The organism is Kribbibacterium absianum (assembly GCF_030067705.1).
GTDB lineage: Bacteria > Actinomycetota > Coriobacteriia > Coriobacteriales > Atopobiaceae > Kribbibacterium > Kribbibacterium absianum.
On sequence record NZ_JASJEX010000001.1, the window covers coordinates 506,394 to 531,987 of the forward strand.

Consider the following 25,594-nt stretch of genomic DNA (forward strand, 5'->3'; position numbering starts at 1 on the left):
GTGACACCGCGTCTCTTTGTCGTCTCTGGGCCGTCGGGCGTGGGCAAGGGCACCCTCGTGGAGCGTCTCCGCGAGCGGCGTCCGGACCTGGGCCTGACGGTCTCTGCCACCACGCGGGACCCGCGCCCCGGCGAGGTGCCCGACGTGTCGTACCACTTCCTGTCGAACGAGGAGTTCGACCGGCTCGTGGACGAGGGCGCGTTCGTCGAGTGGGCTCAGTACGGCAGCAACCGCTACGGCACGCTCCGCTCCGAGGTTCAGAAGAACCTCGAGGTGGGGCATTCCGTGGTTCTCGAGATCGACGTCCGAGGGGGCCTCAACGTCAAGCGCCTGTTCCCCGACGCCGCGGTGCTCGTCTTCATCGAGCCCCCGTCGCGCGAGGAGCTTGAGCACCGCCTGCGCCACCGGGGCACCGAGGACGAGGAGAGGATCCAGGTGCGCCTGGCGCAGGTGGCACGGGAGTACGAGGCGGCCAAGGCCTACGACGCCGCCATTGTGAACGACGACCTGGAGCGTGCGACCGCCGAGCTGGCGGAGCTCGTCCAGGCCGAGGAATCGAAGTGAGGTTTCATGTCCATCACCAAGCCGCAAATCGACGACCTGCTCGCCAAGACCGAGGAGAACCCGTTCCTCCTGTGCTCGATCGCGTCCAAGCGCGCCTGTGACATCAACAACATGCTCCGCGGCCAGCACCTCCGCGTGGCCGCCGTGCAGGACGTGGACGACATCACGACCGTTGTCAGCGGCAAGGACCCGATCTCCATCGCGATGAACGAGCTGGAGGACGGCACCCTGGGCTACGACGCCGCCGAGTTCGACGTCGAGATCGCCGACGGCGACGTCAACAACTGATGGCGTCCCGCGTCTGCCTCGTCCACTACCACGAGATCGGGCTCAAGGGGAAGAACCGCAAGACCTTTGAGGACCAGCTCTGCACGAACCTGCGCCTCGCGCTGCGCGACCTTCCCGTCGCGCACGTGGGGCGCATTTCCGGCCATCTGCTGGTGACGTTCTCGACGGCCGAGGCCCCTCTCGTTGCCGCCCCGCTGATTCGGCAGGTGCCGGGCGTCGCACGTGTGTCGGTCGCGTTCCGCTGCGAGCGCGACCCCGAGCAGTTCTGCGCCGCCGCCGTCGAGGCGCTCGCTGAGGCCGAGCCGTTCTCCACGTTCAAGGTGCATGCCAAGCGCTCGAACACCGACTATGAGCTCCACACGATGGATCTCAACAGACTGGTGGGCACTGCGCTCTGCCATGCGTTCCCCGAGAAGAAGGTGGATGTCCACGAACCGGACGCCACCGTGCACGTGCTCGTGAACCAGGGCAACGTGTACGTGTACTGCGCGAGCGAGCCGGGCGTGGGCGGCCTCCCCGTCGGGACCGCAGCCAAGTGCGTGAGCCTCTTCAGCAGCGGCTTCGACTCGCCGGTCGCGACCTGGATGATGGGACGACGGGGCGCGGTGATGGTGCCCGTGCACTTCTCGGGGCGTCCGCAGACAAGCGACGCCTCGGAGTGGACGTGCCAGGACATCGTGCGCGCGCTGCAGCCGGAGGGCGCGATCGGGCGTCTCTATGTGGTGCCGTTCGGTGACTGCCAGCGGGAGATCGCCCTCGCGGTCCCGCAATCCCTTCGCGTGATCATGTACCGCCGCCTCATGTACGACGTGGCCCAACGCATAGCGCGGGTCGAGGGCGCGAAGGCGCTCGTCACGGGCGAGTCGCTGGGTCAGGTGGCCTCACAGACCCTCGAGAACATCACGGCCACGAGCGAGGTGGTCGAGGGGTTGCCGGTGCTCCGGCCGCTCATCGGCTCCGACAAGCAGGAGATCATGGCCCGTGCCAAGGCCATCGGCACGTACGAGCTCTCGGCTCAGACGGTCCCGGACTGCTGCACGCTCTTCATGCCGCGCCGTCCTGAGACGCACGCGCGCCTCGCCGACGTGCACACGGCCTGGGAGGCCTTCGACCACGAGGCCATGGCCGAACGCCTCTTGGACGAGGTGGAGTGGGTGGATTTCCCAGGCTGCGCCGCGTACCGGCCGCCGAAGCGGTGGCGGCCGCGTCACGAAGAGCTCGCGCCGCTGTAGTCTCTGCTCTCGGCGTCCCTTCTGTGGAGGCCAGGTGGATTCTTCCCTGAACGTCAGGAAACGACCCGTCGGCAGCGCCGGCGGGTCGTTTCGCATTTGAACGCTTTCCCTGCGCCGATGGCACGCGCTGACAGACGCTGCGACGGCCGGCCAGAACGTGTCGGACTCTGAGGACGGAAGGACCAGACTCTGGCGCAGCCGTCCGGTATCCTCGGCCGCTACGGCAGAGAGGGGGAGCCATGGCGCAGCGGAAGGGTGCCGAGCCGAAGCGCGCGGCAGCGGGGACGAGGCGGCGGACGCGGGCGCCGCGTTGGGCGCGGAGGCTCGGGCTCGAGCCGAAGGGGGCCGTGGCCGTCGCTGCCGCAGTGGTGCTGTGCGCGGTCGGAGCCGTGGGGGCCTGGAGGCTCGTCACCCCGTCGGAGGTGGTTGTGGAACGGGGGAGCCAAAGCGAGGCGACCGAGACGGTGGCCGACGGCGCGACAGCGGGCGACGAGACGAGCGCGCCGGAACAAGCGCGGGACCGGACATCCGAGGCGGCCGCCGAGCCCGAGCCATCGACGACCGCATCGGTGCAGGTGCACGTGGACGGGGCGGTCGCGAGCCCGGGCCTCTATGTGCTGGAAGGGGAGGACCTGCGTGTCAATGACGCGGTTGCCGCCGCCGGCGGCCTGACCGGCGACGCCGACACGAGCGTCGTCAACCTGGCCGAGCCGATCTCCGACGGCTGCAAGGTGCATGTGCCCGTCGCCGGCGAGGCGCCCACGGCAGCCCAGGGAACGACGACGACGGCAACGACGACGTCGGGCCCGGCGCCGGTCGCGCTCGTGAACATCAACACCGCCGGCGTGGACGATCTCTGCACTCTCTCCGGGGTCGGGGAGGCCACAGCCCGGGCAATCATCGAGGACCGCGAGGCGAACGGCCCCTTCACCTCCAAAGAGGACCTCATGCGGGTCTCGGGCATCGGCGAGAAGAAGTTCGCCAAGGTGGAGGGCGACATCTGTGTCTGAGGGCCAGACCTTCCCCGAGCGCCCAGCACTGCCCCTCGCCTTTCTCCTCTTTGTGGCGCTGTTCGCGGGGGCGCGAGCGGTGCTCTGGGGAGGCGACGGCGCGCTGCCGTGGACCTTGGCGGTCGCGATGCCCGGCGTGATCCTCTCCGCGGCACGATGGCGGCGTGGGCGGCGCGCCTTCGGGCTCGTGCTCGCATCGGCAGCGCTCGGAGTGGGGGCGGCGCTGGGCTGGGCGACGTCGTGCTCGCTCTCGGCCGCCACCGACACGCTGGCCCACACGCCCGTCTCGACCCTGCGGTTCCGGACGGAGGGCGCGTCGGCCCCGGGCACCTATTCGTGGCGCACCACCGCCGCCGCGTACCAGGAGGGCCGCCGGCTCGGCACGGTGTGGCTCGCGACCGACCATGCCCTCGAGGAGGGAGCGACGGTCACCGGCATCGGGACGTTCGCAGCAGTCTCGGACGACGAGTTCGGGCGCAGCGCGCGTGCCCGGGGCATGCTCGGCACGGTGAGGCTGGCCCGCGTGTCGACCGACGGCGCGAACGGGCTCGCTGGGGCGCTCACGGCCGCGAGACGGTCATTGCTTGGCGTCCTGGACCTCGAAGACCCGGGCCATGCCCTGGCTGCTGGCATGGTGTTGGGAGACAAGACGGCGCTCAAAAGTCTTGGCGTGGCAGACGACTTCTCGGGAGCCGGGATGGCACACCTCACCGCCGTCTCGGGGACTCATGTGGCGCTCGTGACGGGGCTTCTGGCCGGCATCGTGGGGCGCCTCAAGATGGCGCGTGAGGCCAAAGGCGCTCTCACGTTGTCCGTGGCCGCGCTGTACGTGCTGCTCTGCGGGGCGCCGGTCTCCGCCCTCCGCGCCTGGGGCATGAGCGCGGCGGCGTTCGGCTCGTCGCTCGTGGTGCGGCGCGCGAGCCCCCTCACAGCGCTCGGCGTCGTCGGGCTGCTCATCGTGGCCTGGGACCCGTGCGTGACGGGCGACCTCGGGTTCTCGCTCTCTGCGAGCTGTGTGACGGCCCTGTGCCTCGTGGGGCCGTGGGCGCAGGGCTGGGTCGAGCGGCTCCTGCCGGCCCCGACGTTCCGACGAGTGCCCACCCCCTGGCGTCGGCGGGTGGTCTCCCTGTGGCGGGAGGTCTGTTCGAGCGCGGCCTCCTCCCTTGCGTGCTCAGTCGCCAGCGCGCCACTCTGTGCGGGCGCGTTCGGGTCGCTCGCCGTCCTCGGCCCGGTCGCGAACGTGCTCGCTGCGCCGTTCATCGGCCCGTTCATGACGCTCGCGCTCGCCGCCCTGGCGCTGGGACGCGTGCCGGTGGTAGGGGAGTCGCTGCTGGGCGCCCTCTCCGTGCTCGGGCGTCTGCTGTGTACGATCGCCTCGACCGTGGCGTCGTCGCCGCTGGCGACCGTGGCGGTGTCGCTTGCCGAGCCATGGCCGCTCGTCCTCACCGCGTTGCTGCTTGTCGCCGTCTGGACCTGGTGGCCCAGACCGAACGGGCTCCTGCGACGCCGGTTCACCGTGCTCTGGATAGCGGGCGCGGCTGGTGTGATGGCAGGAGTGGCGCTGCTCGCCGCCGTGCTGGCGCCACCGTCGGTGACCGTGCTCGACGTGGGGCAGGGAGACGCCATCCTCATTCGTGACGGCCTGCACGCGGTTCTCGTGGACACCGGGCCGGACGAGGCCGTCGCGTCAGCGGTGGCACGGGCCGGCATCCGATCAGTGGACGCCGTCGTGCTCACGCACCAGCACGACGACCATGTGGACGGTTTGGCCGCGCTCCCCGGGTGTTGCGCGGTCGGGTCGCTTGTGGTCGGCAGCGGCGTCGCCGAGAACCTGACCGGCGACGTTCGGATGGCCCGCGACCGGCTTGGGGCCGAGCTGGTCGAGCTGTCCGCAGGGGACACGGTGGCAGTGGGCTCGTGGACGTTGCGCGTGGTGTGGCCCCAGGGGCCTCGCGACGGCTCCGAGAACGAGGACTCGCTCTGCCTGACACTCGAGCGGAACGGCCGCGTGTGGGGCCTCCTCACCGGGGATGCGGAGTCCGACAGCTTGGCCGAGTTCATCGGTAAGCTCCCGGCCCTTGCCTTCCTCAAGGTGGGGCACCACGGCTCGTCCGTCGCAGTCACCCCCGAGCAGGCCGCGGCGCTCGCACCGACCGTCGCGGTGGCGTCGGCGGGCGAGGGCAACCCGTACGGCCATCCAGCGGGGGAGTGCGTCACGGCCCTTGAGTCGGCAGGGTCTGTCTTCCTCTGCACCAAGGACGTGGGCGACGTGTGCGTCCTCCCTGACGGGCCTGCGGTGCGGGTGCGCACCGCAGGAGGAGCCATGCCCTATGATTGACCCCACGTGACCGCCGAGGACAGGAGGGCCATGGCGGACCGCCTGCTGCCTGCGTATCTTGCCGTGGGGAAGAACGACGCGAAGCGTGCCCGCGCCTGCGCCCACCTCAAGCGGCACGTGGATCCGTCCCTCGTGGACTTCAACCTGGACGAGCTGCGCAACGCCCGCGATGTCGAGCCGGCGACGCTCGTCGGGTCGTGCCGACAGATGCCCTTCGGCGAGGGGCCCCGCGTTGTGATCGTCCACGACGCGGACAAGCTCCCGGCCGAGACGACGAAGGCGTTCCTCGACTATCTGGAGAGCCCGAACCCGGACGCGGTGGTGCTGCTCGACTGCCCGACGCTCGCGAAGAACACGCGGCTCTACAAGGCCGTCGCACGGCTCGGCGCAAAGGCCGTCATCGACTGCGAGCCCGTCAAGGGCTTCAAACTCCCCCCGGTGGTGCTCGCGATGGCGGAGGGCAGGGGTCTGCGGCTCGGCCCCGGGGCGGCCGACGAGCTGGTGTCCCGGCTCGGTGAGTCGGAGGCCCTCATCGACTCCGTGTTGGCGGGGCTCGCGGAGACGCACGGACCGGGGGCGTTCTTGAGCCGCGAGGACATTGTCGCGAACGTCCGCCGGGTGGAGGACGTCAAGCCGTGGCATGTGGCCGACGCCGTCTGCGCTCGCGATTCGGCCCGCGCGCTGGAGCTGCTCGGCGACCTCGGTGGCACGTCCGTGGTCGCGGTCCTGTCGATGACGGTGGCGCGGCTCGAAGAGTTGCTCTGCTTCAGCTGCGCGGGACCAGCCGCCGCTGGGGTGCTGGGTGGCCCGCAATGGCGCTTCAAGAACCACGCGCGGTGGGCACGCGGCTTCTCGGAGGCGGAGCTCGTGCACGGCATCGAGGACGCGGCAGAGGTGGAGCGAGCCGTCAAGGGCGCCGGTCGGGGGGCGCTCGCCGACGCCGACGCGGCCATGCGCCTGTGGGTCGTGTCGCTCTGCGTGCCGGGTGCTCCGCGCGTGAGCGAGCTGGCATGAGACGCCGCGCCACAAAGAAAGGCCCGGGGACCCCGGGCCTTGTGGGTGCGTCTGATTGTCGCAGAGGGGCTACTCGCCCATCTTGTTGACCATCTTCTGGACGCCGCTCTTGCGGTTGGCGGCCTGGTTCTTCGGGATGATGCCCTTGGTGACGGCCTTGTCCATGAGACGGCAGGCGTAGTTGGCCTTCTGCTGCGCGAGCTCCTGGTCGCCAGCGGCCACAGCCTCGCGGACACGGCGGACGGCGGTCTTCAGCTGGGACTTGTAGGCCCGGTTGCGCATGCGCGCCTTCTCAGCGGTCTTGATGCGCTTCTTCTGCGACTTGATGTTTGCCACGTGCGGATCCTTCCATATGCGTACTGTGTGAGGCCCCTCGGCTGAGACACGGATGGGCAACTGCGTCAGTTTAGCACAGAGAATCAAACGCCTGTCCCCTGCGCAGGATATCCGCAGGAAGGGAGCGCCCTCACGCCTCGCTGGTGCCCTCGCCGTGGCGGCGGGCCCAGAAGAGGATCATCGTCACGAAGACCGCGACGAGCAGCGCCAGCGCTCCGACCGCGACGACGGCGTCGGTGCTCATGAAGCCCGCGGTGCCCATAGCCACGCCCCTCCGTCCGCGAACACGATCGGCCACTAAGCTCCCCTAATTTGATGGAAGGCCCCGACCCCGTCAAGGACCTGCGCCGGCCAGAGACCGCCCGTGAGCCATCCCGGGACGGGGTACACTGGCTGACATGACTACGACTGACACCTCTCACATCCGGAACTTCTCGATCGTCGCGCACATCGACCACGGGAAGTCCACCATCTCCGACCGCATCCTCGAGCTGACCCACACGGTCGAGGAGCGCGACATGCGCTCGCAGCTCCTCGACACGATGGACATCGAACAGGAGCGCGGCATCACGATCAAGTCCAACGCCGTGCGCGTGATGTACGACGCGGACGACGGCGAGACCTACCAGTTCAACCTCATCGACACGCCGGGGCACGTGGACTTCACCTACGAGGTCTCGCGCTCTCTCGCCGCCTGCGAGGGCGCGGTGCTCGTCGTGGACGCCACCCAGGGCGTCGAGGCCCAGACGGTCTCGAACGCGAACCTGGCGATGAACGCGAACCTGGAGATCGTGCCGGCCATCAACAAGATCGACCTGCCGAGCGCGCACCCGGACGAGGTGCGCGAGGAGATCGAGGAGGAGCTCGCCATCCCGGCCGAAGACGCCGTGTGCGTCTCGGGCAAGACCGGCGAGGGCATCCACGACCTGCTCGAGTCGATCGTCTTCCTCGTGCCGCCCCCGGAGGGCGACGCGCGGGCGCCGCTCAAGGCGCTGATCCTGGACTCGTACTTCGACGAGTACCGCGGCGTGGTGGCGATGGTGCGCGTCTTCGACGGCTCCATCAAGAAGGGCGACCGCCTGCACATGATGCAGGGCGACGAGGACTTCCTCGTGGACGCCGTGGCGGTGAAGCGGCCGGCCGAGGTGCCCGTGCGAGAGCTTGCGGTGGGAGAGGTCGGCGTCGTGGTGACCGGCCTCAAGGACCCCGCTGCCGTGCGCGTGGGCGACACGCTCACCTACGCCGACCGTCCCTGCGCAGAGGCGCTCCCCGGGTACCGCGAGGCCAAGCCGATGGTCTACACCGGCATCTTCCCGATCGACAACAAGGAGTACGAGAACCTCCGCGACGCGCTCGAGAAGCTCCGCGTGAACGACCCGTCGCTCGTGTGGGACCCCGAGACCTCCGTCGCCCTTGGCTTCGGCTTCCGCGTCGGGTTCCTCGGCCTTCTCCACATGGAGGTGGTCAAGGAGCGGCTGGAGCGCGAGTTCGGCCTCGACCTCATCGCCACGAGCCCGTCGGTGGACTACCACGTGTACCTCACGGACGGCGACATGGTGGACATCCGCAGCCCGCAGGACCTGCCCGACCCGAGCTCCATCGACCACATCGAGGAGCCGTACCTGAAGGCGAAGGTCATCGTGCCCCCGGAGTTCACGGGCGCCGTGATGCAGCTCGCGGTGGAGCACCGCGGCGAGATGGCGGACATGGTCTACCTCTCCGACAAGTCCGTGGAGATGCACTTCGAGATCCCGCTGGCCGAGCTCATCCTCGACTTCTTCGACCAGCTGAAGAGCCGGACCAAAGGCTACGCGTCGCTCGACTACGAGTTCGACGAGTACCGCCCGAGCGACCTCGTGAAGCTCGACATCCTGCTCTCCGGCGACGACGTGGACGCGCTCTCGTTCATCGTGCACAAGGACAAGGCCTACCCGCTCGCGCGCGGCCTCTGCGACAAGCTCAAGGAGATGATCCCGCGCCAGCAGTTCGAGGTGCCGATCCAAGGCGCCATCGGCTCGAAGATCATCGCCCGCTCCACCGTGAAGGCGGTGCGCAAGGACGTGCTGGCCAAGTGCTACGGCGGCGACATCACGCGCAAGCGCAAGCTCCTCGAGAAGCAGAAGGAGGGCAAGAAGCGCATGAAGTCCATCGGGCGCGTGGAGGTGCCGCAGGAAGCGTTCCTCGCCGTGCTGAAGGTGGACGAGTGACGGCGGAAGAGCTGCTCGAGCAGTACGGACCCGAGTGCGGCCTGACCTGCAAAAGGGGACGGAGCACTTTTGCAGGTGCTTCGACGCCTGATGACGTGCGCGCCGCACTGGCGCACAGCCCCTTCCTGATGGCGCCGATGGCCGGCGTCTCCGACCAGGCGTACCGCCTGATGGCGCAGGCCGGCGGCGCTGCCTTGGGCTACAGCGAGATGGTGTCCTGCGCGGGCATCCATTACGGCGGCGAGAAGACCTGGGGGCTCGTGGACCCGGACCCGGCCGAGCCGGACCTTGCGGTGCAGCTCTTTGGCAGCGACCCCGAGCTTTTCGCCGAGGCGGCCGAGAAGGTCCAGGCGCGGCTCGGCGAGCGTCTCGCCCTCATCGACGTGAACATGGCGTGTCCGGTGCCCAAGGTGACCAAGAAGGGGGAGGGCTCTGCGCTGCTGGACTCTCCTGTGTTGGCCGCCGAGATCGTGCAAGCGTGCGTCGAGCACTGCGACGTACCCGTGACGGTGAAGACACGACGCGCGCGGCGCCCGGACGGACAGGGCTCCGCGGGCGACCAGGTGGTGGACCTCGCAAAGGCCGTGGAGGCCGCCGGCGCCTCGGCAATCGGCGTGCACGGCCGGTACGCGTCGCAGTTCTATCGCGGCGAGTCGGACGACGGCCCGGTCACGAAGATCGCGGCCGAGCTGTCCATTCCGGTCATTGCCACTGGCGACGCGCTGACGCCAGAGCGCTGCGTCGAGCTGCTCGGCACTGGCGCCGCTGGCGTGTTCGTGGCCCGGGGGACCTACGGGAACCCGTGGATCTTCTCGGACGCGCTCGCGCTGCTGCGCGGCGAGCCGGTGCCGGAGCATACGGCGCACGAGCGGATCGCCGCGTTCAAGCTGCATGTGAGGCTCCTCGAGGCGACGGGGGCGCACCTAGCGCGGGCACGCTCGCTCGCGGGCTGGTACCTGCGTGGATTGCCGAACGCAGCGTCGTGGCGCGAGCGCGCGATGCACTGCTCGTCGGTGGATGAGTACTGCGCGCTGGCGGACGCCGCAGGGCCGCCGCTCTCGACTGATCACAGAGTCACGCGCCCCCGTTCTGCAGATCCGAGGCCCGCGGGCCGGCAAAAGTGCCGAGAGGTCCCTCGTTCTGCACTTTTGGCGGGACAAACCACAGAACGAGGGACAGCGGCGACCGAAGGGAGGCCGCATGGCTGAGAAGGACTTCCGAGCGCTCTATCTCCACGTCCCCTTCTGCGCGAGCAAGTGCGCCTATTGCGACTTCGAGTCGGCCCCGTGCGACCGGCGCGACCCGCTGTTGAGCGAGTACGCGGTATCGGTCGCCGGTATGGTCGAGCGGGTCCGGAGCGCCGGGCTGCTCGGCGCCCTCGAGACCGCCTACATCGGCGGCGGCACGCCGACGCTTCTGGCGGACGGGGACCTCGTGCGGCTCGTCAAGATCTCGGGGCCGGTGGGCGAGCTGTCGTTCGAGGCCAACCCCGAGTCCCTGACCGCCGAGAAGCTCGTGGCCGCCCGTGAGGCCGGGGCGACGCGTGTCTCGATCGGCGTTCAATCGCTCAACGACCGCGAGCTGCGCGCGCTCGGACGCGTCCACACCGCCGAGACGGCGATCGAGGCGCTGCGTCTTGCCGCAGTGTCCGGCCTCGACGTGTCGTGCGACCTCATGGGCGCGATCCCGTTGCAGACCCCGGAGAGCCTTAGGTCCTCCGTGCGCGGAGTGCTCGGCTGCGGCGTCGGGCACGTGAGCGTCTACCCGCTCCAGGTGGAGGAGGGGACGCCGTTCGGCCGGGCGGTGGACGAGGGCCGCATGGAGCTCCCGAGCACGGACCGGGAGGCCGATGCGATGGAGGAGGCCGAGGCGCTCCTGCGGGCGGCCGGCTTCCAGCGCTACGAGGTGGCGAGCTACGCGCTCCCCGGGAGGGACTGCCGTCACAACGGGCACTACTGGGACGGCTCGGCGTACCTTGGGCTCGGCACCGGTGCGGCGTCGATGGCGCACCGCGCGCTGTACGAGCGGTTCCGCGAGCTGGCCCCGGGCCTTCCGGCGATGCCCGACGGCAATGAGCGCGCGCGGTTCTCGTGCACGTCGACCGCGCCGGCCGTCGCGTCCGCGCATGGGGCGCTCGAGCCGCTCGCCTGGGACGTCGAGTTCCTCACTGCCGGCGAGGCCGCCGCGGAGGACCTCATGCTCGCCGCCCGCACGAGCAAGGGAATCCCGGGCGAACAGGTGGCCCGCGCCGGCCGCCTCCTCGGGCGCGAGCGCGTGCTCGGCGCACTGCGCGGGCTCGAGCGCGACGGGCTTCTCGCCCGCGTGGATGACGCGTGGCGCCCCACTGAACGCGGGTGGCTTCTCGGCAACGTCGTCTTCGGGCGGTTGTGGAGCCTGGCCTCTGAATAACACTGCTAGGCGGTGGGAATTCTCCTCAGCGGTCATTCACCGACGGAAAGGAGCGCCCATGGCGTCCATCTACGATTTCACTGTCGAGAAGCCCGACGGCACGGAGGTCTCGCTCTCCGAGTTCCAGGGCAAGCCGATGCTCATCGTCAACACTGCCACTGGCTGTGGCTTCACCCCGCAGTACGAGGATCTCAAGAACCTGTACAACACCTACTCCGGACAGGGCCTCGAGATCATCGACATCCCGTGCGACCAGTTCGGGCACCAGGCGCCCGGCACCGACGAGGAGATCCACACCTTCTGCACCGCGAACTTCGGCACCCCCTACGAGCAGTACAAGAAGTCCGAGGTGAACGGCGACGGGCAGCTGCCGCTCTACGCCTTCTTGAAGGAGCAGCAGGGCTTCGAGGGTTTCACGGGGGAGAAGGCCGACTTCATGGACGGCTACCTCAAGGAGAACGTGGACCCGAACTACGCGGACAACGACGACATCAAGTGGAACTTCACCAAGTTCCTCGTCTCCAAGGACGGCGACGTGGTGGCGCGCTTCGAGCCCACCGTTGACATGGCCGTCGTGGAAGAGGCCGTGAAGGAGCAACTGTAACGCCCCGGGTGGGACACTTCAAAAAGACGAGAGCGTCTCACTGCGCGGTTGACGAGGGTCGCCTTGAGGGGCGGCCCTCTTTTCATGGGGACAAACCCCTGTTCTTGACCGGGATTACCGGCTCTCCTATCGTATTTGGGTTACTGAGAGCACCCGGCGACAGGAGCCCCACCCGCATGTCTTCGATGACCGAGAAGGACTACTACGCCATCTTGGGCGTCCCCGAGAACGCGAGCACCGACGAGATCCGCAAGGCGTTCCAGCAAAAGGCACGCAAGCTGCACCCGGACGTCAACAAGGCGCCCGACGCCGAGGAGAGGTTCAAGGAGGTCTCCGAGGCCTACGCCGTCCTATCGGACGAGGACAAGCGGCGCCGCTACGACGCGATGCGCTCTGGCAACGTGTTCGCGCAGAGCTCCCCAACGGGGCCGGCCGGCGGCTATGGCTACGGCGGGTACGGCTCGCCGTTCGGCGGACCGGTGGGCTGGGGCGGGTTCTCGACCCAACGGCGAACGCGGGCAGCAGCGTTCAACCCCCGGGCGGGCCAGGACGTCGTGTACCAGCTGGACCTTGATCCCAAGACCGCTGCGGCCGGTTGCCGCCGGGGCGTCACCTATCAACGCTACGTGAGCTGCGACGCCTGCCACGGCACCGGCTCCACCGAGGTGGACCACGCCAAAGCCTGCCCGACCTGTCACGGCACCGGCACCATCGATGTGGACCTGTCGCAGGTCTTCGGCGGCCTGGGCTTCGGCGCGATGCGCATGCAGTGCCCCGAGTGCGAGGGCACCGGCAAGGTGGTCGCCGACCCCTGCGACCGCTGTCACGGGTCCGGGCGCGTGCTGTCCGGGTCGGAGGCGGTCGTGGACATCCCCGCCAACTCCCACGACGGCACCGAGGTGCGCATCAAGGGCATGGGCAACGCGGGCACCAACGGCGCGCCGGCGGGCGACCTCGTCGTGCGCGTGGGCGTGCCAGCGGAACGTTTGAGCCCGGAGAGCGCGATGGGCTTCCAGGTGATCGGCTTCATCATCCCGTTCGTGTTCTTCGGCTGGTTCTTCAACGTGCTCGACGTGCTCGTGCCGCTCATGGCCATCCCGGTGGTCCTCGGCGCGGTGTTCATCGTCCGGGGCGGCCTCGGTAAGCACAACAGGGTCTGGTGGAAGAACGCCGGGCGCTACGTGGTCAACGGGCTCTCCAACGGCTTTTTGCTGGCCCTGTTCCTCGGCCTGCTGTTCAGCTGCGCGCAGAGCGCCGGCCGGACCGCGATGTACTACGGACCCGGCTGGTAGCGGGGAGGGTGCCGGCGGGCCGGCAGGGCGCCCCGGAGAAACCCACGGGGCGAACTTGTTTCTGACGTGAACGTTTCGGAGCGGGCCAGAAACTAACGGATGGGCAGCATCCGTTGGGGCATAGTGTCTCGCGACAAACTGCAGAGCGCGACGGGGGAGACGCCCCGCTGGAATGGAGGCTCGTCCATGGCGGAGGCCAAACGCGACTACTACGAGGTGCTCGGCGTCGATCGGGACGCGGACGCGAAGACCATCAAGCGGGCGTTCCTCAAGAAGGCGCGGGTGATGCACCCGGACGTCTCGGACGACCCGGACGCCGAGGCCCAGTTCAAAGAGATCAACGAGGCGTACACGGTCCTCTCCGACGACGCCAAGCGTGCCAACTACGACCGCTACGGCGACCCCAACGGGCCGGGCGGCTTCGGCGGGGCCGGCATGGACGACTTCTTCGGCGGCTTCGATATGAGCGACCTGTTCTCCGAGTTCTTCGGCGGAGGGCGGGGTGCGTCGCGACCGCGCACGCGCGGCCGCGACATGACCATCTCGATGCGCATCAGCCTCCAAGAAGCGGCAACGGGCGTCGAGCGCACCATCACCTACGACCGCCTTGCACCCTGCGAGGACTGCGGCGGCACCGGCTCGGCGGACGGCTCCGAACCCGAGACGTGCCCTGACTGCGGGGGGTCCGGCGTTGTCACCAGCTGGCAGCACACGATCCTTGGCCGCATGCAGACGCAGACCGCCTGCCCCACCTGTCACGGCACCGGCCAGGTGGTAGGGACACCGTGCGAGACCTGTGACGGGCAGGGGCGCGCACCGTCCCGCGAGAAGGTCACGGTGCAGATCCCCGCCGGCGTGCGCAGTGGCCAGTCGCTCGTGATCCAGGGGGCCGGGGAGGCCGGCGTGCGCGGCGAGGCCGCAGGAGACCTCGTCGTGACCGTCGAGGTGGAGCAGAGCGACCAGTTCGTGCGGCAAGGGGACGACCTGGCGTGCGCCATCGACGTGGACGCGTTCGAGGCGATGCTCGGCGCCGCCGTCGACGTGCCGGGCGTGATGCCCGACGAGACGGTGACGGTCGAGGTGCCGGCGGGGACGCAGCCGCAGGCTCAGATCGTCGTCCCGGGCAAGGGCATGCCGAGGCTCGGAAGCCCGGACCGCCGCGGCCGCCTGGTCTGCGTCGTGAACCTCGTGGTGCCGCGTGACCTCAGCGACGAGCAGCAGGCGGCGCTGACGGCGCTCGCCCGGGAGCGCGGGTGCCGCGTGGCCGGGTCCGACGAGACGCTCGAGGGCAGGATCGACGAGGTGTTCTCCGAGGACAAGGGCCTGGTTGAGGAGGCCGAGGCGCCGAGCGGACAGGCGGCGACGCACGAGGCTGCGGACGACCGTCCGGCGAAGAAGCCGCGGCCGACGAAGAAGCGCCCCTTCGGCAAGCGACGGAAGAAGAAGTGAGCGCTCCTGCGGGGGGTCCCGCCGCGGGGGCGGGGGCGTCGGCCGGTCGCGCTCCCCGCGTGGCGCTCGTGAACCTGGGCTGCCGCGTGAACCGGGTCGAACTCGACGCCATCGCCGCTTCCCTGCAGAAGGCCGGCTGCGAGCTGGTTCCGGAGCCGGACGCCGAGGCGGTGGTGGTCAACACGTGCGCCGTCACGGGCGAGGCCGAGGCCAAGGCGCGCAAGGCCGTGCGTCGGGCGGCCGCATTGCCGCAGGCGCCGGTGGTGGTGGCCACCGGGTGCGTGGCGAACCTGTTCGTCGACGAGTTGGCCGAGCTCGGCGATCGCGTCGTTGTGGAGCCGATCAAGGGGCTCGTGCCGGCACGCGTGCTGGGCGAGCTGGGCTGGTCCGAAGGGTCGGGCACGGCGACGGCCGGGGGCACGCCGACGGGCCGCACGCGCCCGGGCGTCAAGATCCAGGACGGTTGTGACAACCGGTGCACCTACTGCATCGTGTGGAAGGCCCGCGGGGCCGCACGGTCGCTGCCGCGAAACGAGGCGCTCGCGCAGGTGCTGGCCGAGGTCGACGCCGGCGCCCACGAGGTGGTGCTCACCGGGATCAACCTGGGGCGTTACTCGGACGGCGGCTTTGGGCTCGCGGAGCTGCTCGACGAGCTTCTCGAGCGCACGGACGGCGTGCGCTACCGCCTCAGTTCCATCGAGCCTCCCGAGGTCACACCGGCGCTGCTCAGCGTGATGGGGCAGAGCGGCGGCATGGCGGCACCGTTTTTGCACCTGCCGGTCCAGAGCGGCTCTGCCGGCGTGCTCAAGCGCATGGGGCGCCTGTACACGCCTGCGGAGTACCTCCGCGTCGTCGATGCGGCGCGGGAGGCGGTGCCGGGAATCGCGGTGGCCTGCGACATCATCGCCGGCTTCCCGGGCGAGACGGACGAGGAGCACGTCGAGTCGGTGGCCCTCTGCCGGCGCGCCGCGTTCGCGAACATGCACGTGTTCCGCTACTCACGGCGCCCGGGGACACCTGCGGCGGCCTCGCCGGACCAGGTGGACCCGCGCGTGATCGCCGCGCGCGCCTCCGAGCTACGCGGCCTCGCACGGGACATGCGCCGGACGTACGTGGCAGCGCGCGTGGGCCAGCCGGAGCTGGTCCTCGTGGAGGGCGGCGGGAAGGGCGTCACCGGCGGCCTCGTGGAGTGCCTGGTGCCGGACGGCATCCGAGAAGGGTCGCTCGTCTCGGTCACGCCGCACGCGGCCCTTCCCGGCTCCCTCCTCGACGCCCGGTGAGACACTCTAAAGAGACGAAAGTGTCTCATCCCGTTCGGTGGGACAGGCCAAAGAGACGAGATCGTCCCACCGCGCTGGGCTAGGATGAACAGCGAAACCTGTCGTCCCGGTGAGGAGGCCTCATTGGAGCCGTCCCGCGTGCGCCTGACCGTCCCAGACTCGGTGGACATGACCCTGCTTCTCGGCCCCGCCGACTCGCTGCTCCGTCGCCTCGAGGAAGCGACCACCGCCGCCGTGACGGTGCGCGGGAACGCCGTGGGCCTCACGGGCGAGCCGGCCGAGGTCAACCGCATGGTGGGCGTGTTCTCGCGCATGATCGAGGACGTGACCCGCGGGAACCCGCCCACGACGGCCGACGTGGAGCTCCTGCTCGAGCAGTCGGCCCTGGGCGACGTGCCGCCGTCCTCGCTCGCGGACGACGTCCTTCTCACCTACCGCGGCCGTGCGATCCGACCGAAGACCGCAGGTCAGGCTGCGTACATCCACGCGATCCGCGCCCACACCGTCACGTTCGCCATCGGCCCTGCGGGCACGGGCAAGACGTACCTGGCCATGGCCATGGCCGTTGCGGCCCTGAAGCGTCGGGACGTGGGTCGCATCGTGCTGGCGCGGCCGGTGGTCGAGGCGGGCGAGTCGCTCGGCTATCTGCCGGGCACCCTCGAGGAGAAGCTCGACCCCTACGTGCGGCCGCTCTACGACGCGCTCTTCGACATGACGGACATGGAGAAGGGCAACGCGCTCATCGAGCAGGGCGTCATCGAGATCGCGCCGCTCGCCTTCATGCGCGGGCGCACGTTCAACGACGCGTTCGTGATCCTGGACGAGGCCCAGAACACGACGCCGGAGCAGATGAAGATGTTCCTCACACGCCTCGGTTTCGGTTCCACCTTCGTGGTCACGGGCGACCTCACGCAGCACGACCTGGGCGGCCGCAACGGCCTGGCGCAAGCACGCGAGGTGCTCGGCGGCATCGACGACATCGCGTTCTGCGACCTGTCCCGCGCCGATATCGTGCGCCACACGCTGGTGGGCAAGATCGTTGATGCTTACGAGAACTTCGCGCCCCAGGAGGTGTAGCGGTGCCGGTGCTGGACGTTGACCTCATGGTCGCCGAGGACCTGACCGAGCCGTTCGCGCTCGACGCGGCCGAGCTTGAGCGGCTTGGGCTGCTGGTGCTGGGCCACGAGGGCGTCGAGCGACCATGCTCGGTCTCCGTGAGCGTGGTGACGGACGATGCGATTGCCGAGATCAACGAGCAGTGGCGCGAGCAGGCACGGCCGACGGACGTCGTGTCGCTGGAGTGCGAGCGGCCTGACGACCCGGACCTGGCGCCGGGCGAGCCCTGCGAGCTGGGGGACATCATCCTGGCGCCGGCGTACATCGCGGTCCAGGCCAAGCGTTTCGGCACGACGCCGGCCGACGAGACGCGCCTGCTCGCCATCCACGGCCTCCTGCACCTCTTGGGCTACGACCACATCGAGGAGGCGGACGCCGTGGTCATGGAGTCGCTGGAGGACGCCCTTTTGGCCGAGGCGACGGCCGGGCGTCTGGACGCCGTGGCAACGACGCGCCACGAGGAGCTGCAGATGCAGGCGGGCGAGGGGAGCGACGGCGCATGATTCCCGGCTCCGACCGCAACCACCCCACGCTGATCAAGAGCTTCCTGTTCGCGATGCAGGGCTTCGCGTTCGCGTTCCGCACCGAGCGCAACATCAAGATCATGCTGGGCGGCATGGTCTTCGCCGTGGTCATGGGGCTCGTGTGCCAGTGCAACGCGGCAGAGTGGGGCGTGGTGCTCCTCGGCTGCGGCGCCGTGCTCTCGGCGGAGCTGATGAACACGTCGATCGAGACCGTCGTGGACCTCGTGTCGCCGGAGTACCACGAGCTTGCCGGCCGGGCGAAGGACATCGCCGCGGCCGCAGTCTACACGCTGTGCGTCCTGGTGGGCATTATGGGCGTGGTGGTGTTCGCGGGGGCCGCCCTGCGCGCCTACGCCTAGTCGGGATGAGACAAAGCAAAGAGACAGAACTGTCTCAAAACGAGACCGGGCCTGTCCGACGGCCGCCGAACAGGCCCGGTGAGACGATCTCGTCTCTTTGATCTGTCTCACTCGCTGGGCTGGTCCGCCTTGTGGGCGCACAGCATCTGCTCGAACATCGACGTGCTCTCGCGGAAATCGGCCGGAAGGACCACGGTGGACGACTTCCCGCTCTTGGAGAAGCTCTCCATCATGTCGGTCCACTGGGTGTAGAGGAACAGCTCGTTGGCCTCGGCCGTCGTCACGCCGGCCTCCTTGATCGTCGCCAGCGAGTCCTTGATGCCCTCGGCGATGGCCTTGCGCTGCTCGGCGATGCCGCGACCGGCCTGGCGCATGGCGTCGGCCTTGGCCTCGGCCTCGGTGACGGTGCGGATCCGCTCGGCGTCGGCCAGCGACTGCGCCGCCACCTTCTTGCGCTCGGCAGCGTTGATGTCGTTCATGGCCGCCTCGACGTCCTTGGGCAGCCCGATGGACTGGATCAGCGTGCCGACCACTTCGAAGCCGTAGCGGATCATGTGGTCGGAGACCTTCTTGCGGACGTCATCGGCGATGGCGTCCTTCTCATCAAAGACGGAGTCCAGGTCGAACTGCGGGATCGTGGAGCGCAACGCGTCCACGATGTAGGACTGCATCTGCTCCTCGGGGTTGGTGAGGGAATAGTAGCTGCGGTAGACGCCGGAGTCCTGCACCGTGGCGCCCTGCTCCTCCGAGACCTTGTACTGCACCGCGACCTCGACCTTGATGGTCACGTTGTCGCGGGTCTTGGCGGAGAGCGTGAACACGTCCTGCTGGATGCGGAGGTCCACTATCTTCGCGATGGTCTCGATCATGGGGATCTTCACGTGGAAGCCGGGGCCCTCCATGCGCGCGAACTTGCCGAAGCGCTCGATGATCGCCACGGACTGCTGGCTCACCGTGTAGGCGCCGGTGATGATCACGACGAGGACCACAAGGACGACCAAAACCCAGCTCAGAGTACTGATGATTGCCATATCCGCCTTCCTGGAGAGTCGCTCATAGCTGCATGATTGATGTTACAGCATCCGGGCGCCCTTCATGGGCGGCCCACCGCGCGTGCCGCGAAAGGCCGGCAGGTCGCGGAGACCAGCAGGCCGCCCTGTTCCCAGTGTGTTAACGGGAGTGCATCAACATGCCAGGTTTATGCAGCACGGTTAGTATTCTCTGCACGCCAGCGTCACGCCGAGAAGGATCGCTCGGCACACCGACACGCACAAGAGGAGGCCGCCATGACGATGAACGCATCGAACCACGCAACCGAGCTCCGCGGCCTCCGACGCCAGCTCTCGACGCTGAGCCAGCAGGCCAACGACTGGCGCGCCCACAACCAGGGCGCTGTCGGCGCGGATCCCTACGCGGACCAGATCAGCCGCCTGCGCGACCGCATCGCCCGCACGGAGGCGCGCGCGTTCTAGCAGCGCCGACGTCCCCGATGTGGGACAGATCAAAGAGACGAGATCGTCTCATCCAGGAGAACCATCCTCAAAGGCCGTCCGGGAACCCAAGCCCGGGCGGCCTTTTCCCTCGGGACTCCCAGCTCCGTCGAAGAACGTCCAGTCACCAACCGTGAACTGTCCCAAGCGGTCGGGGCGCACCGGCTCTGCCAGCCGCCGGGTTTCCATCCACTCGTCGGTGACCTCCACCAGGAACTGTGCACCGCTCTGCTCCACCAGATAGAACTGCTTGTTCCGGTTGTCGATGGCCCGCGCGACCTCGAGGCTCCCACCCCAGAAAGACCACGGCGCAAGGACGGTCATGGCCGTGTCCAATAGGCTCTCCGCCTTGGGTAGCTTCTGCACCGAGGCCAGCGAGTGAATCTCCGCCCTCGGGAACCGCTCGGTCACGGCCTGTCGCTTCCTCTCCCAGCGATGCCTCCCGTCGTAGGCGGCGAGGTCGATTGGCGCTCGCGTCACAGACAGGTCCAGGGCGGTTCCGTCGTCCAGCAGCTCATCGAGGCTCATGTCGAGTAGCCCGGCCATCACCTTGAGGTTCTCGATGTCCGGAATGCCTTTGCCCGTCTCCCACTTGGTCACGGCCTGCCGGGACACGCCGAGCATCTGCGCCATCTGCGCCTGCGTCAGCCCCGCGTCCTTGCGTGCGGCTCGGATCTTCTCGCCCAAAGTCATGGCTCGCCCCTTCGTGTCCGCTGCCCAACTCCATAAAGCGGGACGAACCTCGCGCACGTCAAGCAACGCACCGTGGCATCGGCGGTTTTGCCAGCTTGTCGCTTTGTGTGGGCTTCGTGCCGCCGGGGCGCCCGGGCGTAGGCTTCCGTCCGGAAGAGAAAGGAAGCCGTGGACGACACCGCGTTCTACCAGGTCTCTACGCTCAACAGCTTGATGCTCGGGAACTTCGACGGCGTCGTCAGCGTCGAGGAGCTGCTCCGACATGCTAGCTGGGGCGTCGGCACGTTCGAGGGCCTCGACGGTGAGGCCGTCCTCTGTGACGGGCACGTCTACGACGGGCGCGCCGACGGCAGCTGCACCGAGCAGGACCCATCGGCGCTGCTCCCGTTCTGCGCTGCCGCAGACTTCACTGGCGAGGCGGAGCGCTTCTCCATCCACGACTGCTGCAGCCTTGCGGCGGTCGAAGAGGCCCTGGACGCCGCCCGGGACGATGGCAACGACAATCTCTGGCACCTCGTGGCGCTGCACGGCCTCTTCCCGCAGGTTCGCTGGCGCAGCTGCCCCAAGCAGGAGAAGCCCTACCCCACGATGGAGGCGTGCGCCCGCGAGCAGCGGGAGTTCGAGGCCCACGCCCAGGCCGGCTGGGTCATCGGCGTGCGCGTCCCGCCGTACATGGCCGGCGTCAACATGCCTGGCTGGCACCTGCACTTTCTCTCGGAGGACCGACGCCGGGGCGGCCACCTGCTGGACCTGGCGGTGCAGGTCGCCGCGGGGCGGCTGCAGAGCTACCACGAGTTCCAGCTGGTGGTGCCCGTCTCGCCCGAGTTCGGTTCCGAGGACCTGACGCAGGACCTGAGCGCGGCCACCCAGCGCGTGGAGGGGCAGTAGGGGGACGCCGCGTGGTGCCTCCGCCCACGGCTCCGCTCTTTGCATGGGCTTCGAGCGCGTCCTTCTCGGCTCGGTATACTGGATGAATCTGTGCCGACACCGCCCGGAAGGAGCCCCATGGCTAACGACCCGCAGGAACTCTTTGGCCTCCGACTGGGCCATGTGGGCATCAACGCGTCGGATAATGACGAGGCCGTGGCCATCGCCGAGCGCTTCACCGACCTGCTCGGGCTGCCGGGGCGCGAGACCCCCATCAGCATCTTCCCGAACGAGCTGGTGGAGGTCATGCGCGAGGGCGGTCGCGGCGAGAAGGGCCACATCGGGCTGCACGTGGACGCGGACAAGATGGCCGACGCCGAGGCCTGGTTCGCCGAGCGCGGCTTCCCGGTGGAGGAGTCGTCGCGGCGCCTGATGCCGGACGGCACGACGCGCCTCGTGTACTTCCAGGAGCCCATCGGCGGCTTCGCGATCCATCTGACGCAGGAGTAGGAACCATCACTGTGCAAAAAGGGACTGTCCCTTTTTGCACATCAAGGAGTACAGCGCTTTGATCCTTTTGCTTGACAAACTGTCCAAGTCCTTCGGCGGCCACGAGCTGTTCCGCGACGCGACGATGCAGCTCAACGCCGGCGAGTCCTGGGCGCTCGTGGGGCCCAACGGCGCCGGCAAGACCACGATGCTCAAGTGCGTGATGGGCCTCGAGTCCCCGGACTCGGGCACCATCGCCACGGCCAAGGGCGCCACGATCGGCTACCTCGAGCAGGAGCACGAGCCCGCCGGAGACCGCTCGGCCATCGACGAGGTCATGGCAGCGGCCCACGAGATCCAGGAACTGGGCGAGCGCCTGACGGACCTCGAGCACGAGATGTCCACCGAGACCGACCCGGACAAGCTCGAGCGCGCGATGGAGCAGTACAGCCGCGCCCGCGACCGCTTCGAGTCCGCCGGCGGCTACGAGCTCGAGAGCCGCGCCCGCCAGATCCTCGCGGGCCTCGGCTTCCCGGTGGAGGACTTCGACAAGCCCGCCTGCGAGTTCTCCGGCGGCTGGCAGATGCGCATCTCGCTCGCGAAGCTGCTCCTCCGGCACCCGGACATCCTGCTCCTCGACGAGCCCACGAACCACCTGGACCTCGAGTCCGTGCAGTGGTTCGAGGGGTTCCTCTCCAGTTACGACGGCGTCGTCCTCATCGTGTCCCACGACCGATCGTTCATGGACGCCTGCGTGGACCACGTGGCGGCGCTCGAGAACCGCGCGCTGCGCACCTACACCGGCAACTACAGCGACTACCTGCGCCAGCGCGAGGCCAACCTCGAGCAGCTCCGCGCCAAGCGTGCCGCGCAGGAGCGTGACATCGCGCACATGCAGGTCTTCGTCGACAAGTTCCGCTACAAGCCCACCAAGGCCAAGGCGGCCCAGGAGCGCATGGCGCGCATCGAGGAGATCAAAAAGGAGCTGGTCGTCCTTCCGGAGCAGACCAAGAAGGTGCACTTCCGCTTCCCGGAGCCGCCCCGCACCGGCGACGAAGTGATCCACGTGGACCACGTGCGCAAGGCCTTCGATGACAACGTGGTCTACGAGGACGCGGACCTCAAGCTCTACCGCGGCGACCACGTGGTGCTCGTCGGCCCCAACGGCGCGGGCAAGTCCACGCTCATGAAGCTCATCTGCGGCAAGCTGGCGCCGGACGCGGGCTCCGTCAAGCTCGGCAAGGACGTGGAGCTGGCCTACTACGCGCAGCACCAGCTGGACGAGCTCAACGCCGCGAACACGGTCATGAAGGAGATGGACGAGGCCGCCGTCGGCTGGACCACCTCCGAGGAGCGCAAGCTCTTGGGCGCGTTCCTGTTCCACGGCGACGACGTCGAGAAGCGCGTGCAGATGCTCTCGGGCGGTGAGAAGGCCCGTCTCGCGCTGGCCAAGATGCTCGTGGCGCCAGAGCCGCTCCTCTGCTTGGACGAGCCGGCGAACCACCTGGACATCGACTCGGTGGACGTGCTCGAGGAGGCCTTGAGGGAGTTCAAGGGCACCATCGTGCTGATCAGCCACGACGAGCACCTGGTCCGCGCCGTGGCCACCAAGGTGGTGGACGTCCGCGACGGGAACGTCACCGTGTACGACGGCGATTACGACTACTTCCTGTTCAAGCGCGCCGAGCTGGCGGCCCGCGCGGCGGAGGAGGCGGCTGCCGGAGCGGACGCGTCGGCACCGCAGGCCGGGTCGCGCAACGTCGTCGCCATTGGCGAGAAGGCCCCCAGGGCCGAAAAGACCGGGGGAGCGAAGTCGACCGGGCGCAACGTCAAGACCAAGGAGCAGCGCCGTGCCGAGGCGGAGGCGAGGAACGCCCGCAACCGGCGCCTCGCCAAGGAGCGGAAGCGGCTGAAGGAGGTGGAGCGCGAGCTCGAGTGCGGCCAGGCCCGCTACGACGAGCTCATGGAGCTCATGGCATCGGAGGAGCTGTACGCCGACGCCGACAAGTTCGACGCCGCGATGAAGGAGTACAACCAGCTCAAGGGGGCGCTCCCCACGCTGGAGGAGGAGTGGCTGTCGCTCACTGAGACCCTGGAGGCCGACGATGCGTAGCCACGCCGGGTGGTCGCGGCTGCTCCAGGGGCTCGCCTATGTGTTCCGCGTGCTGGCCGTGCTCACGTCGTTGCTCGTGCTCGCGCTGTGCCTGGGATCGGCCGTGAGCCTCGGCGTGCTCGATTGGGTGGTCAAGCTGGACGCGACGATCCCGTCGGGTCTCTCGGGGGTCCTCGTGTACGCCACGCCGCTGGGTGGCGCGTTCCGCGGCGACTTCTTCATCGCGGCCCTCGTGCTCTTCGTCTGCGACTGGGCCTGCTGCCGCCTCAGCGCCGCGCTGCGATGAGACACTTTAGAGAGACAGGATCGTCTCACTCGCGCGGATGAGACACTTCTGTCTCTTTGGACTGTTCGGACCTGAGAGGAGCCCCGTGAGCCTCACGCCCACGTACTTCGTCAACATCGCCGTGTCCGTGGCCGTGGTCATGTGGGCCGCGACGCTCCATGAGGTCGCCCACGGCTACGTCGCGTACCGGTGCGGCGACCCCACGGCCAAGAACGCGGGGCGCCTGACCCTCAACCCGCTCAAGCACCTCGACCTCTTCGGCTCGGTGATACTCCCGCTCGTGATGGCGCTGCTCGGCGGCCCGGTCTTCGGCTACGCGAAGCCGGTGCCGTACAACCCCAACAACCTCAGGCACCGTCGGCGCGACGAGGTGCTCGTCGCGATGGCCGGCCCGGCGTCGAACCTCCTGCAGGCGCTCCTCGGGATGGTCGTCTGGCGCATCTGGCTCCAGGCGGACCCGGCGTTCCTGCTCGCCAGCTCGGGGGCCGGCTACTGGGTCTGCGACGTCCTCACCCTCTACGTGTGGGTCAACCTGATCCTCTGCTTCTTCAACCTGATCCCGCTGCCGCCGCTCGACGGCAGCCACCTCATCGCGTTCTTCCTGCATGGCCGTGCCCTCGACGGCTACTACAAACTGTCCCAGTACTCGATGCCGCTCCTCATCGTCCTGCTCTACCTGCTCCCGGACTTCCTGCACGTCGACCCGCTCGGCGTCTACTTCAACGCGACGGCCGGCAGCCTCTACGACCTGATGATGTACACCAACCTCCCGTGGGGGCTGAGCTGAGCCATGGGCTACCGCGTGACGGCCGGGCGCTTCTCGGGACCCTTTGAGCTGCTCTTGACCCTGGTGAGCCGCCAGAAGGTGGACATCGGCGCCATCTCCGTGAGCGACATCGCCGACCAGTACCTGGCCGAGATGGACCAGCTCGGCGACCTCGACCTCGAGGTGGCGAGCGACTTTTTGCTGGTGGCGGCCACGCTCTTGGAGATCAAGGCCGCCTCGCTCGTGCCGGACGGCCGGCGCGCGCACCAGGAGGTCGACGACGAGGACGACCCTTTGGAGGGGCTCACCGCCGAGCAGGCGCGCGACGTTCTCGTGGCGCGCCTCGTCGCCTACAAGCAGTTCCGCAACGCTGGGGCGGCGCTCGGGGCCCGCATGGAGGCCGAGAGCCACATGCACCCCAGAACGGCCGGGCCCGACCCGGAGTTCCTCGGGCTCATGCCGGATTTCCTCCGGTCCGTCACGCTCTCCGGACTGGCGGTCCTCTGCGCGAACCTGGACTCCCGTCGCACCCAGATGCTGCTCGACGCAGAGCATGTCGCGCCCAGGCGGCTCCCAGTGGCCCTGACGGTCGCGTCGGTGGACCGCATGACCAGGGCGCGCCCGACGCTCACCTTCGACGAGCTCCTCCAAGGCTCCCGCGACCCCGAGCAGGTCGTGGTGACGTTCCTGGCGGTGCTCGAGCTGGTGAAGCGGGGGAGCGTGGTGGTGCGGCAGGAGGAGCCGTTCGGCACGCTGGACGTGGCACGCGTGGCCGGAGCCGCGGCCTATGAGCTGTCCGAGGCCGCGGAGGCGGCGGACTTCGAATGAGCGGGACGGGCGCATGCGACGCGTGCGCCCCGGTGACCGG

Annotated in this window: 27 protein-coding genes; 23 read left to right on the forward strand and 4 right to left on the reverse strand. The window is 68.8% G+C overall.

Annotated elements, in window-relative coordinates:
- The 6 genes from gmk to holA all read left to right on the forward strand — a co-directional run bounded on the left by gmk (window position 1) and on the right by holA (window position 6,446).
- Entirely contained in the window at window positions 1–564 is a 564-nt protein-coding gene (gene gmk / locus QJ043_RS02230) for a guanylate kinase (RefSeq protein WP_283712537.1), read from the forward strand.
- A gap of 6 nt (window positions 565–570) precedes the next feature.
- Window positions 571–852, forward strand: a complete 282-nt coding sequence (locus QJ043_RS02235) for a DNA-directed RNA polymerase subunit omega (protein ID WP_283712538.1) — start codon at window positions 571–573, stop codon at window positions 850–852.
- Window positions 852–2,084, forward strand: coding sequence for a tRNA uracil 4-sulfurtransferase ThiI (gene thiI, locus QJ043_RS02240; RefSeq protein ID WP_283712539.1), 1,233 nt, complete (start codon window positions 852–854; stop codon window positions 2,082–2,084). The genes QJ043_RS02235 and thiI overlap by 1 nt, the downstream gene beginning before the upstream one ends.
- Before the next feature lie 239 nt (window positions 2,085–2,323).
- Window positions 2,324–3,094 (forward strand): ComEA family DNA-binding protein, encoded by a 771-nt coding sequence (locus QJ043_RS02245; RefSeq protein ID WP_283712540.1) that lies wholly within the window; start codon window positions 2,324–2,326, stop codon window positions 3,092–3,094.
- Window positions 3,087–5,432 (forward strand): ComEC/Rec2 family competence protein, encoded by a 2,346-nt coding sequence (locus QJ043_RS02250; protein ID WP_283712541.1) that lies wholly within the window; start codon window positions 3,087–3,089, stop codon window positions 5,430–5,432. The genes QJ043_RS02245 and QJ043_RS02250 overlap by 8 nt, the downstream gene beginning before the upstream one ends.
- Before the next feature lie 30 nt (window positions 5,433–5,462).
- The gene (gene holA, locus QJ043_RS02255) at window positions 5,463–6,446 is read left to right on the forward strand and encodes a DNA polymerase III subunit delta (RefSeq protein WP_283712542.1); all 984 of its coding nucleotides are present in this window, start codon (window positions 5,463–5,465) and stop codon (window positions 6,444–6,446) included.
- Between the two features lie 69 nt (window positions 6,447–6,515).
- On the opposite strand, the gene rpsT is transcribed toward holA, so the two are convergent.
- A complete protein-coding gene (gene rpsT, locus QJ043_RS02260; protein ID WP_283712543.1) occupies window positions 6,516–6,782 on the reverse strand; it encodes a 30S ribosomal protein S20 in 267 nt (88 codons plus the stop codon).
- Window positions 6,783–6,912: 130 nt separating this feature from the next.
- The gene (locus QJ043_RS02265) at window positions 6,913–7,050 is read right to left on the reverse strand and encodes a hypothetical protein (protein ID WP_283712544.1); all 138 of its coding nucleotides are present in this window, start codon (window positions 7,048–7,050) and stop codon (window positions 6,913–6,915) included.
- A 130-nt stretch (window positions 7,051–7,180) separates the two neighbouring features.
- On the opposite strand from QJ043_RS02265, the gene lepA reads away from it, so the two are divergent.
- The 10 genes from lepA to QJ043_RS02315 all read left to right on the forward strand — a co-directional run bounded on the left by lepA (window position 7,181) and on the right by QJ043_RS02315 (window position 18,022).
- Window positions 7,181–8,989: a translation elongation factor 4 gene (gene lepA / locus QJ043_RS02270; protein WP_283712545.1), complete on the forward strand. Its 1,809-nt coding sequence runs from the start codon at window positions 7,181–7,183 to the stop codon at window positions 8,987–8,989.
- A gap of 95 nt (window positions 8,990–9,084) precedes the next feature.
- The gene (locus tag QJ043_RS02275) at window positions 9,085–10,197 is read left to right on the forward strand and encodes a tRNA dihydrouridine synthase (protein WP_283722717.1); all 1,113 of its coding nucleotides are present in this window, start codon (window positions 9,085–9,087) and stop codon (window positions 10,195–10,197) included.
- Window positions 10,190–11,398, forward strand: a complete 1,209-nt coding sequence (locus QJ043_RS02280) for a coproporphyrinogen-III oxidase family protein (protein WP_283712547.1) — start codon at window positions 10,190–10,192, stop codon at window positions 11,396–11,398. Before QJ043_RS02275 ends, QJ043_RS02280 begins: the two co-directional genes overlap by 8 nt.
- A gap of 58 nt (window positions 11,399–11,456) precedes the next feature.
- Window positions 11,457–12,002 (forward strand): glutathione peroxidase, encoded by a 546-nt coding sequence (locus QJ043_RS02285; protein WP_283712548.1) that lies wholly within the window; start codon window positions 11,457–11,459, stop codon window positions 12,000–12,002.
- A 176-nt stretch (window positions 12,003–12,178) separates the two neighbouring features.
- The gene (locus QJ043_RS02290) at window positions 12,179–13,294 is read left to right on the forward strand and encodes a DnaJ domain-containing protein (protein WP_283712549.1); all 1,116 of its coding nucleotides are present in this window, start codon (window positions 12,179–12,181) and stop codon (window positions 13,292–13,294) included.
- Between the two features lie 186 nt (window positions 13,295–13,480).
- Window positions 13,481–14,743, forward strand: a complete 1,263-nt coding sequence (gene dnaJ / locus QJ043_RS02295) for a molecular chaperone DnaJ (RefSeq protein ID WP_283712550.1) — start codon at window positions 13,481–13,483, stop codon at window positions 14,741–14,743.
- Window positions 14,744–14,802: 59 nt separating this feature from the next.
- Entirely contained in the window at window positions 14,803–16,023 is a 1,221-nt protein-coding gene (locus tag QJ043_RS02300; RefSeq protein ID WP_283722718.1) for a MiaB/RimO family radical SAM methylthiotransferase, read from the forward strand.
- Window positions 16,024–16,146: 123 nt separating this feature from the next.
- Window positions 16,147–17,100, forward strand: coding sequence for a PhoH family protein (locus QJ043_RS02305; RefSeq protein ID WP_283712552.1), 954 nt, complete (start codon window positions 16,147–16,149; stop codon window positions 17,098–17,100).
- A 2-nt stretch (window positions 17,101–17,102) separates the two neighbouring features.
- Complete coding sequence (ybeY, locus tag QJ043_RS02310) at window positions 17,103–17,642, forward strand: rRNA maturation RNase YbeY (RefSeq protein WP_283712553.1); 540 nt, start codon at window positions 17,103–17,105, stop codon at window positions 17,640–17,642.
- Window positions 17,639–18,022: a diacylglycerol kinase family protein gene (locus QJ043_RS02315; RefSeq protein WP_283712554.1), complete on the forward strand. Its 384-nt coding sequence runs from the start codon at window positions 17,639–17,641 to the stop codon at window positions 18,020–18,022. Before ybeY ends, QJ043_RS02315 begins: the two co-directional genes overlap by 4 nt.
- 107 nt (window positions 18,023–18,129) lie before the next feature.
- Here QJ043_RS02315 and QJ043_RS02320 read toward each other — a convergent pair whose 3' ends face one another.
- On the reverse strand, window positions 18,130–19,053 hold the full coding sequence (locus tag QJ043_RS02320; RefSeq protein ID WP_283712555.1) for an SPFH domain-containing protein: 924 nt from the start codon (window positions 19,051–19,053) through the stop codon (window positions 18,130–18,132).
- Window positions 19,054–19,308: 255 nt separating this feature from the next.
- On the opposite strand from QJ043_RS02320, the gene QJ043_RS02325 reads away from it, so the two are divergent.
- On the forward strand, window positions 19,309–19,494 hold the full coding sequence (locus QJ043_RS02325) for a hypothetical protein (protein WP_283712556.1): 186 nt from the start codon (window positions 19,309–19,311) through the stop codon (window positions 19,492–19,494).
- A gap of 48 nt (window positions 19,495–19,542) precedes the next feature.
- On the opposite strand, the gene QJ043_RS02330 is transcribed toward QJ043_RS02325, so the two are convergent.
- Window positions 19,543–20,199 carry a helix-turn-helix transcriptional regulator gene (locus QJ043_RS02330; RefSeq protein ID WP_283722719.1) on the reverse strand — a complete coding sequence of 219 codons (657 nt, stop codon included), beginning with the start codon at window positions 20,197–20,199 and terminating at the stop codon, window positions 19,543–19,545.
- Between the two features lie 174 nt (window positions 20,200–20,373).
- On the opposite strand from QJ043_RS02330, the gene budA reads away from it, so the two are divergent.
- The 6 genes from budA to QJ043_RS02360 all read left to right on the forward strand — a co-directional run bounded on the left by budA (window position 20,374) and on the right by QJ043_RS02360 (window position 25,554).
- Window positions 20,374–21,093 carry an acetolactate decarboxylase gene (gene budA / locus QJ043_RS02335; protein WP_283712558.1) on the forward strand — a complete coding sequence of 240 codons (720 nt, stop codon included), beginning with the start codon at window positions 20,374–20,376 and terminating at the stop codon, window positions 21,091–21,093.
- 117 nt (window positions 21,094–21,210) lie between these two features.
- Window positions 21,211–21,582: a VOC family protein gene (locus tag QJ043_RS02340; protein WP_283712559.1), complete on the forward strand. Its 372-nt coding sequence runs from the start codon at window positions 21,211–21,213 to the stop codon at window positions 21,580–21,582.
- A 58-nt stretch (window positions 21,583–21,640) separates the two neighbouring features.
- Window positions 21,641–23,674 (forward strand): ABC-F family ATP-binding cassette domain-containing protein, encoded by a 2,034-nt coding sequence (locus tag QJ043_RS02345; protein ID WP_283712560.1) that lies wholly within the window; start codon window positions 21,641–21,643, stop codon window positions 23,672–23,674.
- Window positions 23,667–23,960 carry a hypothetical protein gene (locus QJ043_RS02350; RefSeq protein WP_283712561.1) on the forward strand — a complete coding sequence of 98 codons (294 nt, stop codon included), beginning with the start codon at window positions 23,667–23,669 and terminating at the stop codon, window positions 23,958–23,960. Before QJ043_RS02345 ends, QJ043_RS02350 begins: the two co-directional genes overlap by 8 nt.
- 85 nt (window positions 23,961–24,045) lie before the next feature.
- A complete protein-coding gene (locus QJ043_RS02355; RefSeq protein WP_283712562.1) occupies window positions 24,046–24,747 on the forward strand; it encodes a site-2 protease family protein in 702 nt (233 codons plus the stop codon).
- Between the two features lie 3 nt (window positions 24,748–24,750).
- On the forward strand, window positions 24,751–25,554 hold the full coding sequence (locus QJ043_RS02360; RefSeq protein ID WP_283712563.1) for a segregation and condensation protein A: 804 nt from the start codon (window positions 24,751–24,753) through the stop codon (window positions 25,552–25,554).
- Window positions 25,555–25,594: the final 40 nt, after the last annotated feature.

Coding starts and splice junctions, on each gene's coding strand:
- QJ043_RS02280 (WP_283712547.1), top strand. CDS start 10,190: ATGGCTGAGAAGGACTTCCGAGCGCTCTATCTCCACGTCCCCTTCTGC.
- QJ043_RS02350 (WP_283712561.1), top strand. CDS start 23,667: ATGCGTAGCCACGCCGGGTGGTCGCGGCTGCTCCAGGGGCTCGCCTAT.
- QJ043_RS02235 (WP_283712538.1), top strand. CDS start 571: ATGTCCATCACCAAGCCGCAAATCGACGACCTGCTCGCCAAGACCGAG.
- dnaJ (WP_283712550.1), top strand. CDS start 13,481: ATGGCGGAGGCCAAACGCGACTACTACGAGGTGCTCGGCGTCGATCGG.
- QJ043_RS02285 (WP_283712548.1), top strand. CDS start 11,457: ATGGCGTCCATCTACGATTTCACTGTCGAGAAGCCCGACGGCACGGAG.
- QJ043_RS02290 (WP_283712549.1), top strand. CDS start 12,179: ATGTCTTCGATGACCGAGAAGGACTACTACGCCATCTTGGGCGTCCCC.
- QJ043_RS02320 (WP_283712555.1), bottom strand. CDS start 19,053: ATGGCAATCATCAGTACTCTGAGCTGGGTTTTGGTCGTCCTTGTGGTC.
- QJ043_RS02360 (WP_283712563.1), top strand. CDS start 24,751: ATGGGCTACCGCGTGACGGCCGGGCGCTTCTCGGGACCCTTTGAGCTG.
- thiI (WP_283712539.1), top strand. CDS start 852: ATGGCGTCCCGCGTCTGCCTCGTCCACTACCACGAGATCGGGCTCAAG.
- lepA (WP_283712545.1), top strand. CDS start 7,181: ATGACTACGACTGACACCTCTCACATCCGGAACTTCTCGATCGTCGCG.
- holA (WP_283712542.1), top strand. CDS start 5,463: ATGGCGGACCGCCTGCTGCCTGCGTATCTTGCCGTGGGGAAGAACGAC.
- QJ043_RS02325 (WP_283712556.1), top strand. CDS start 19,309: ATGACGATGAACGCATCGAACCACGCAACCGAGCTCCGCGGCCTCCGA.
- QJ043_RS02245 (WP_283712540.1), top strand. CDS start 2,324: ATGGCGCAGCGGAAGGGTGCCGAGCCGAAGCGCGCGGCAGCGGGGACG.
- QJ043_RS02340 (WP_283712559.1), top strand. CDS start 21,211: ATGGCTAACGACCCGCAGGAACTCTTTGGCCTCCGACTGGGCCATGTG.
- QJ043_RS02315 (WP_283712554.1), top strand. CDS start 17,639: ATGATTCCCGGCTCCGACCGCAACCACCCCACGCTGATCAAGAGCTTC.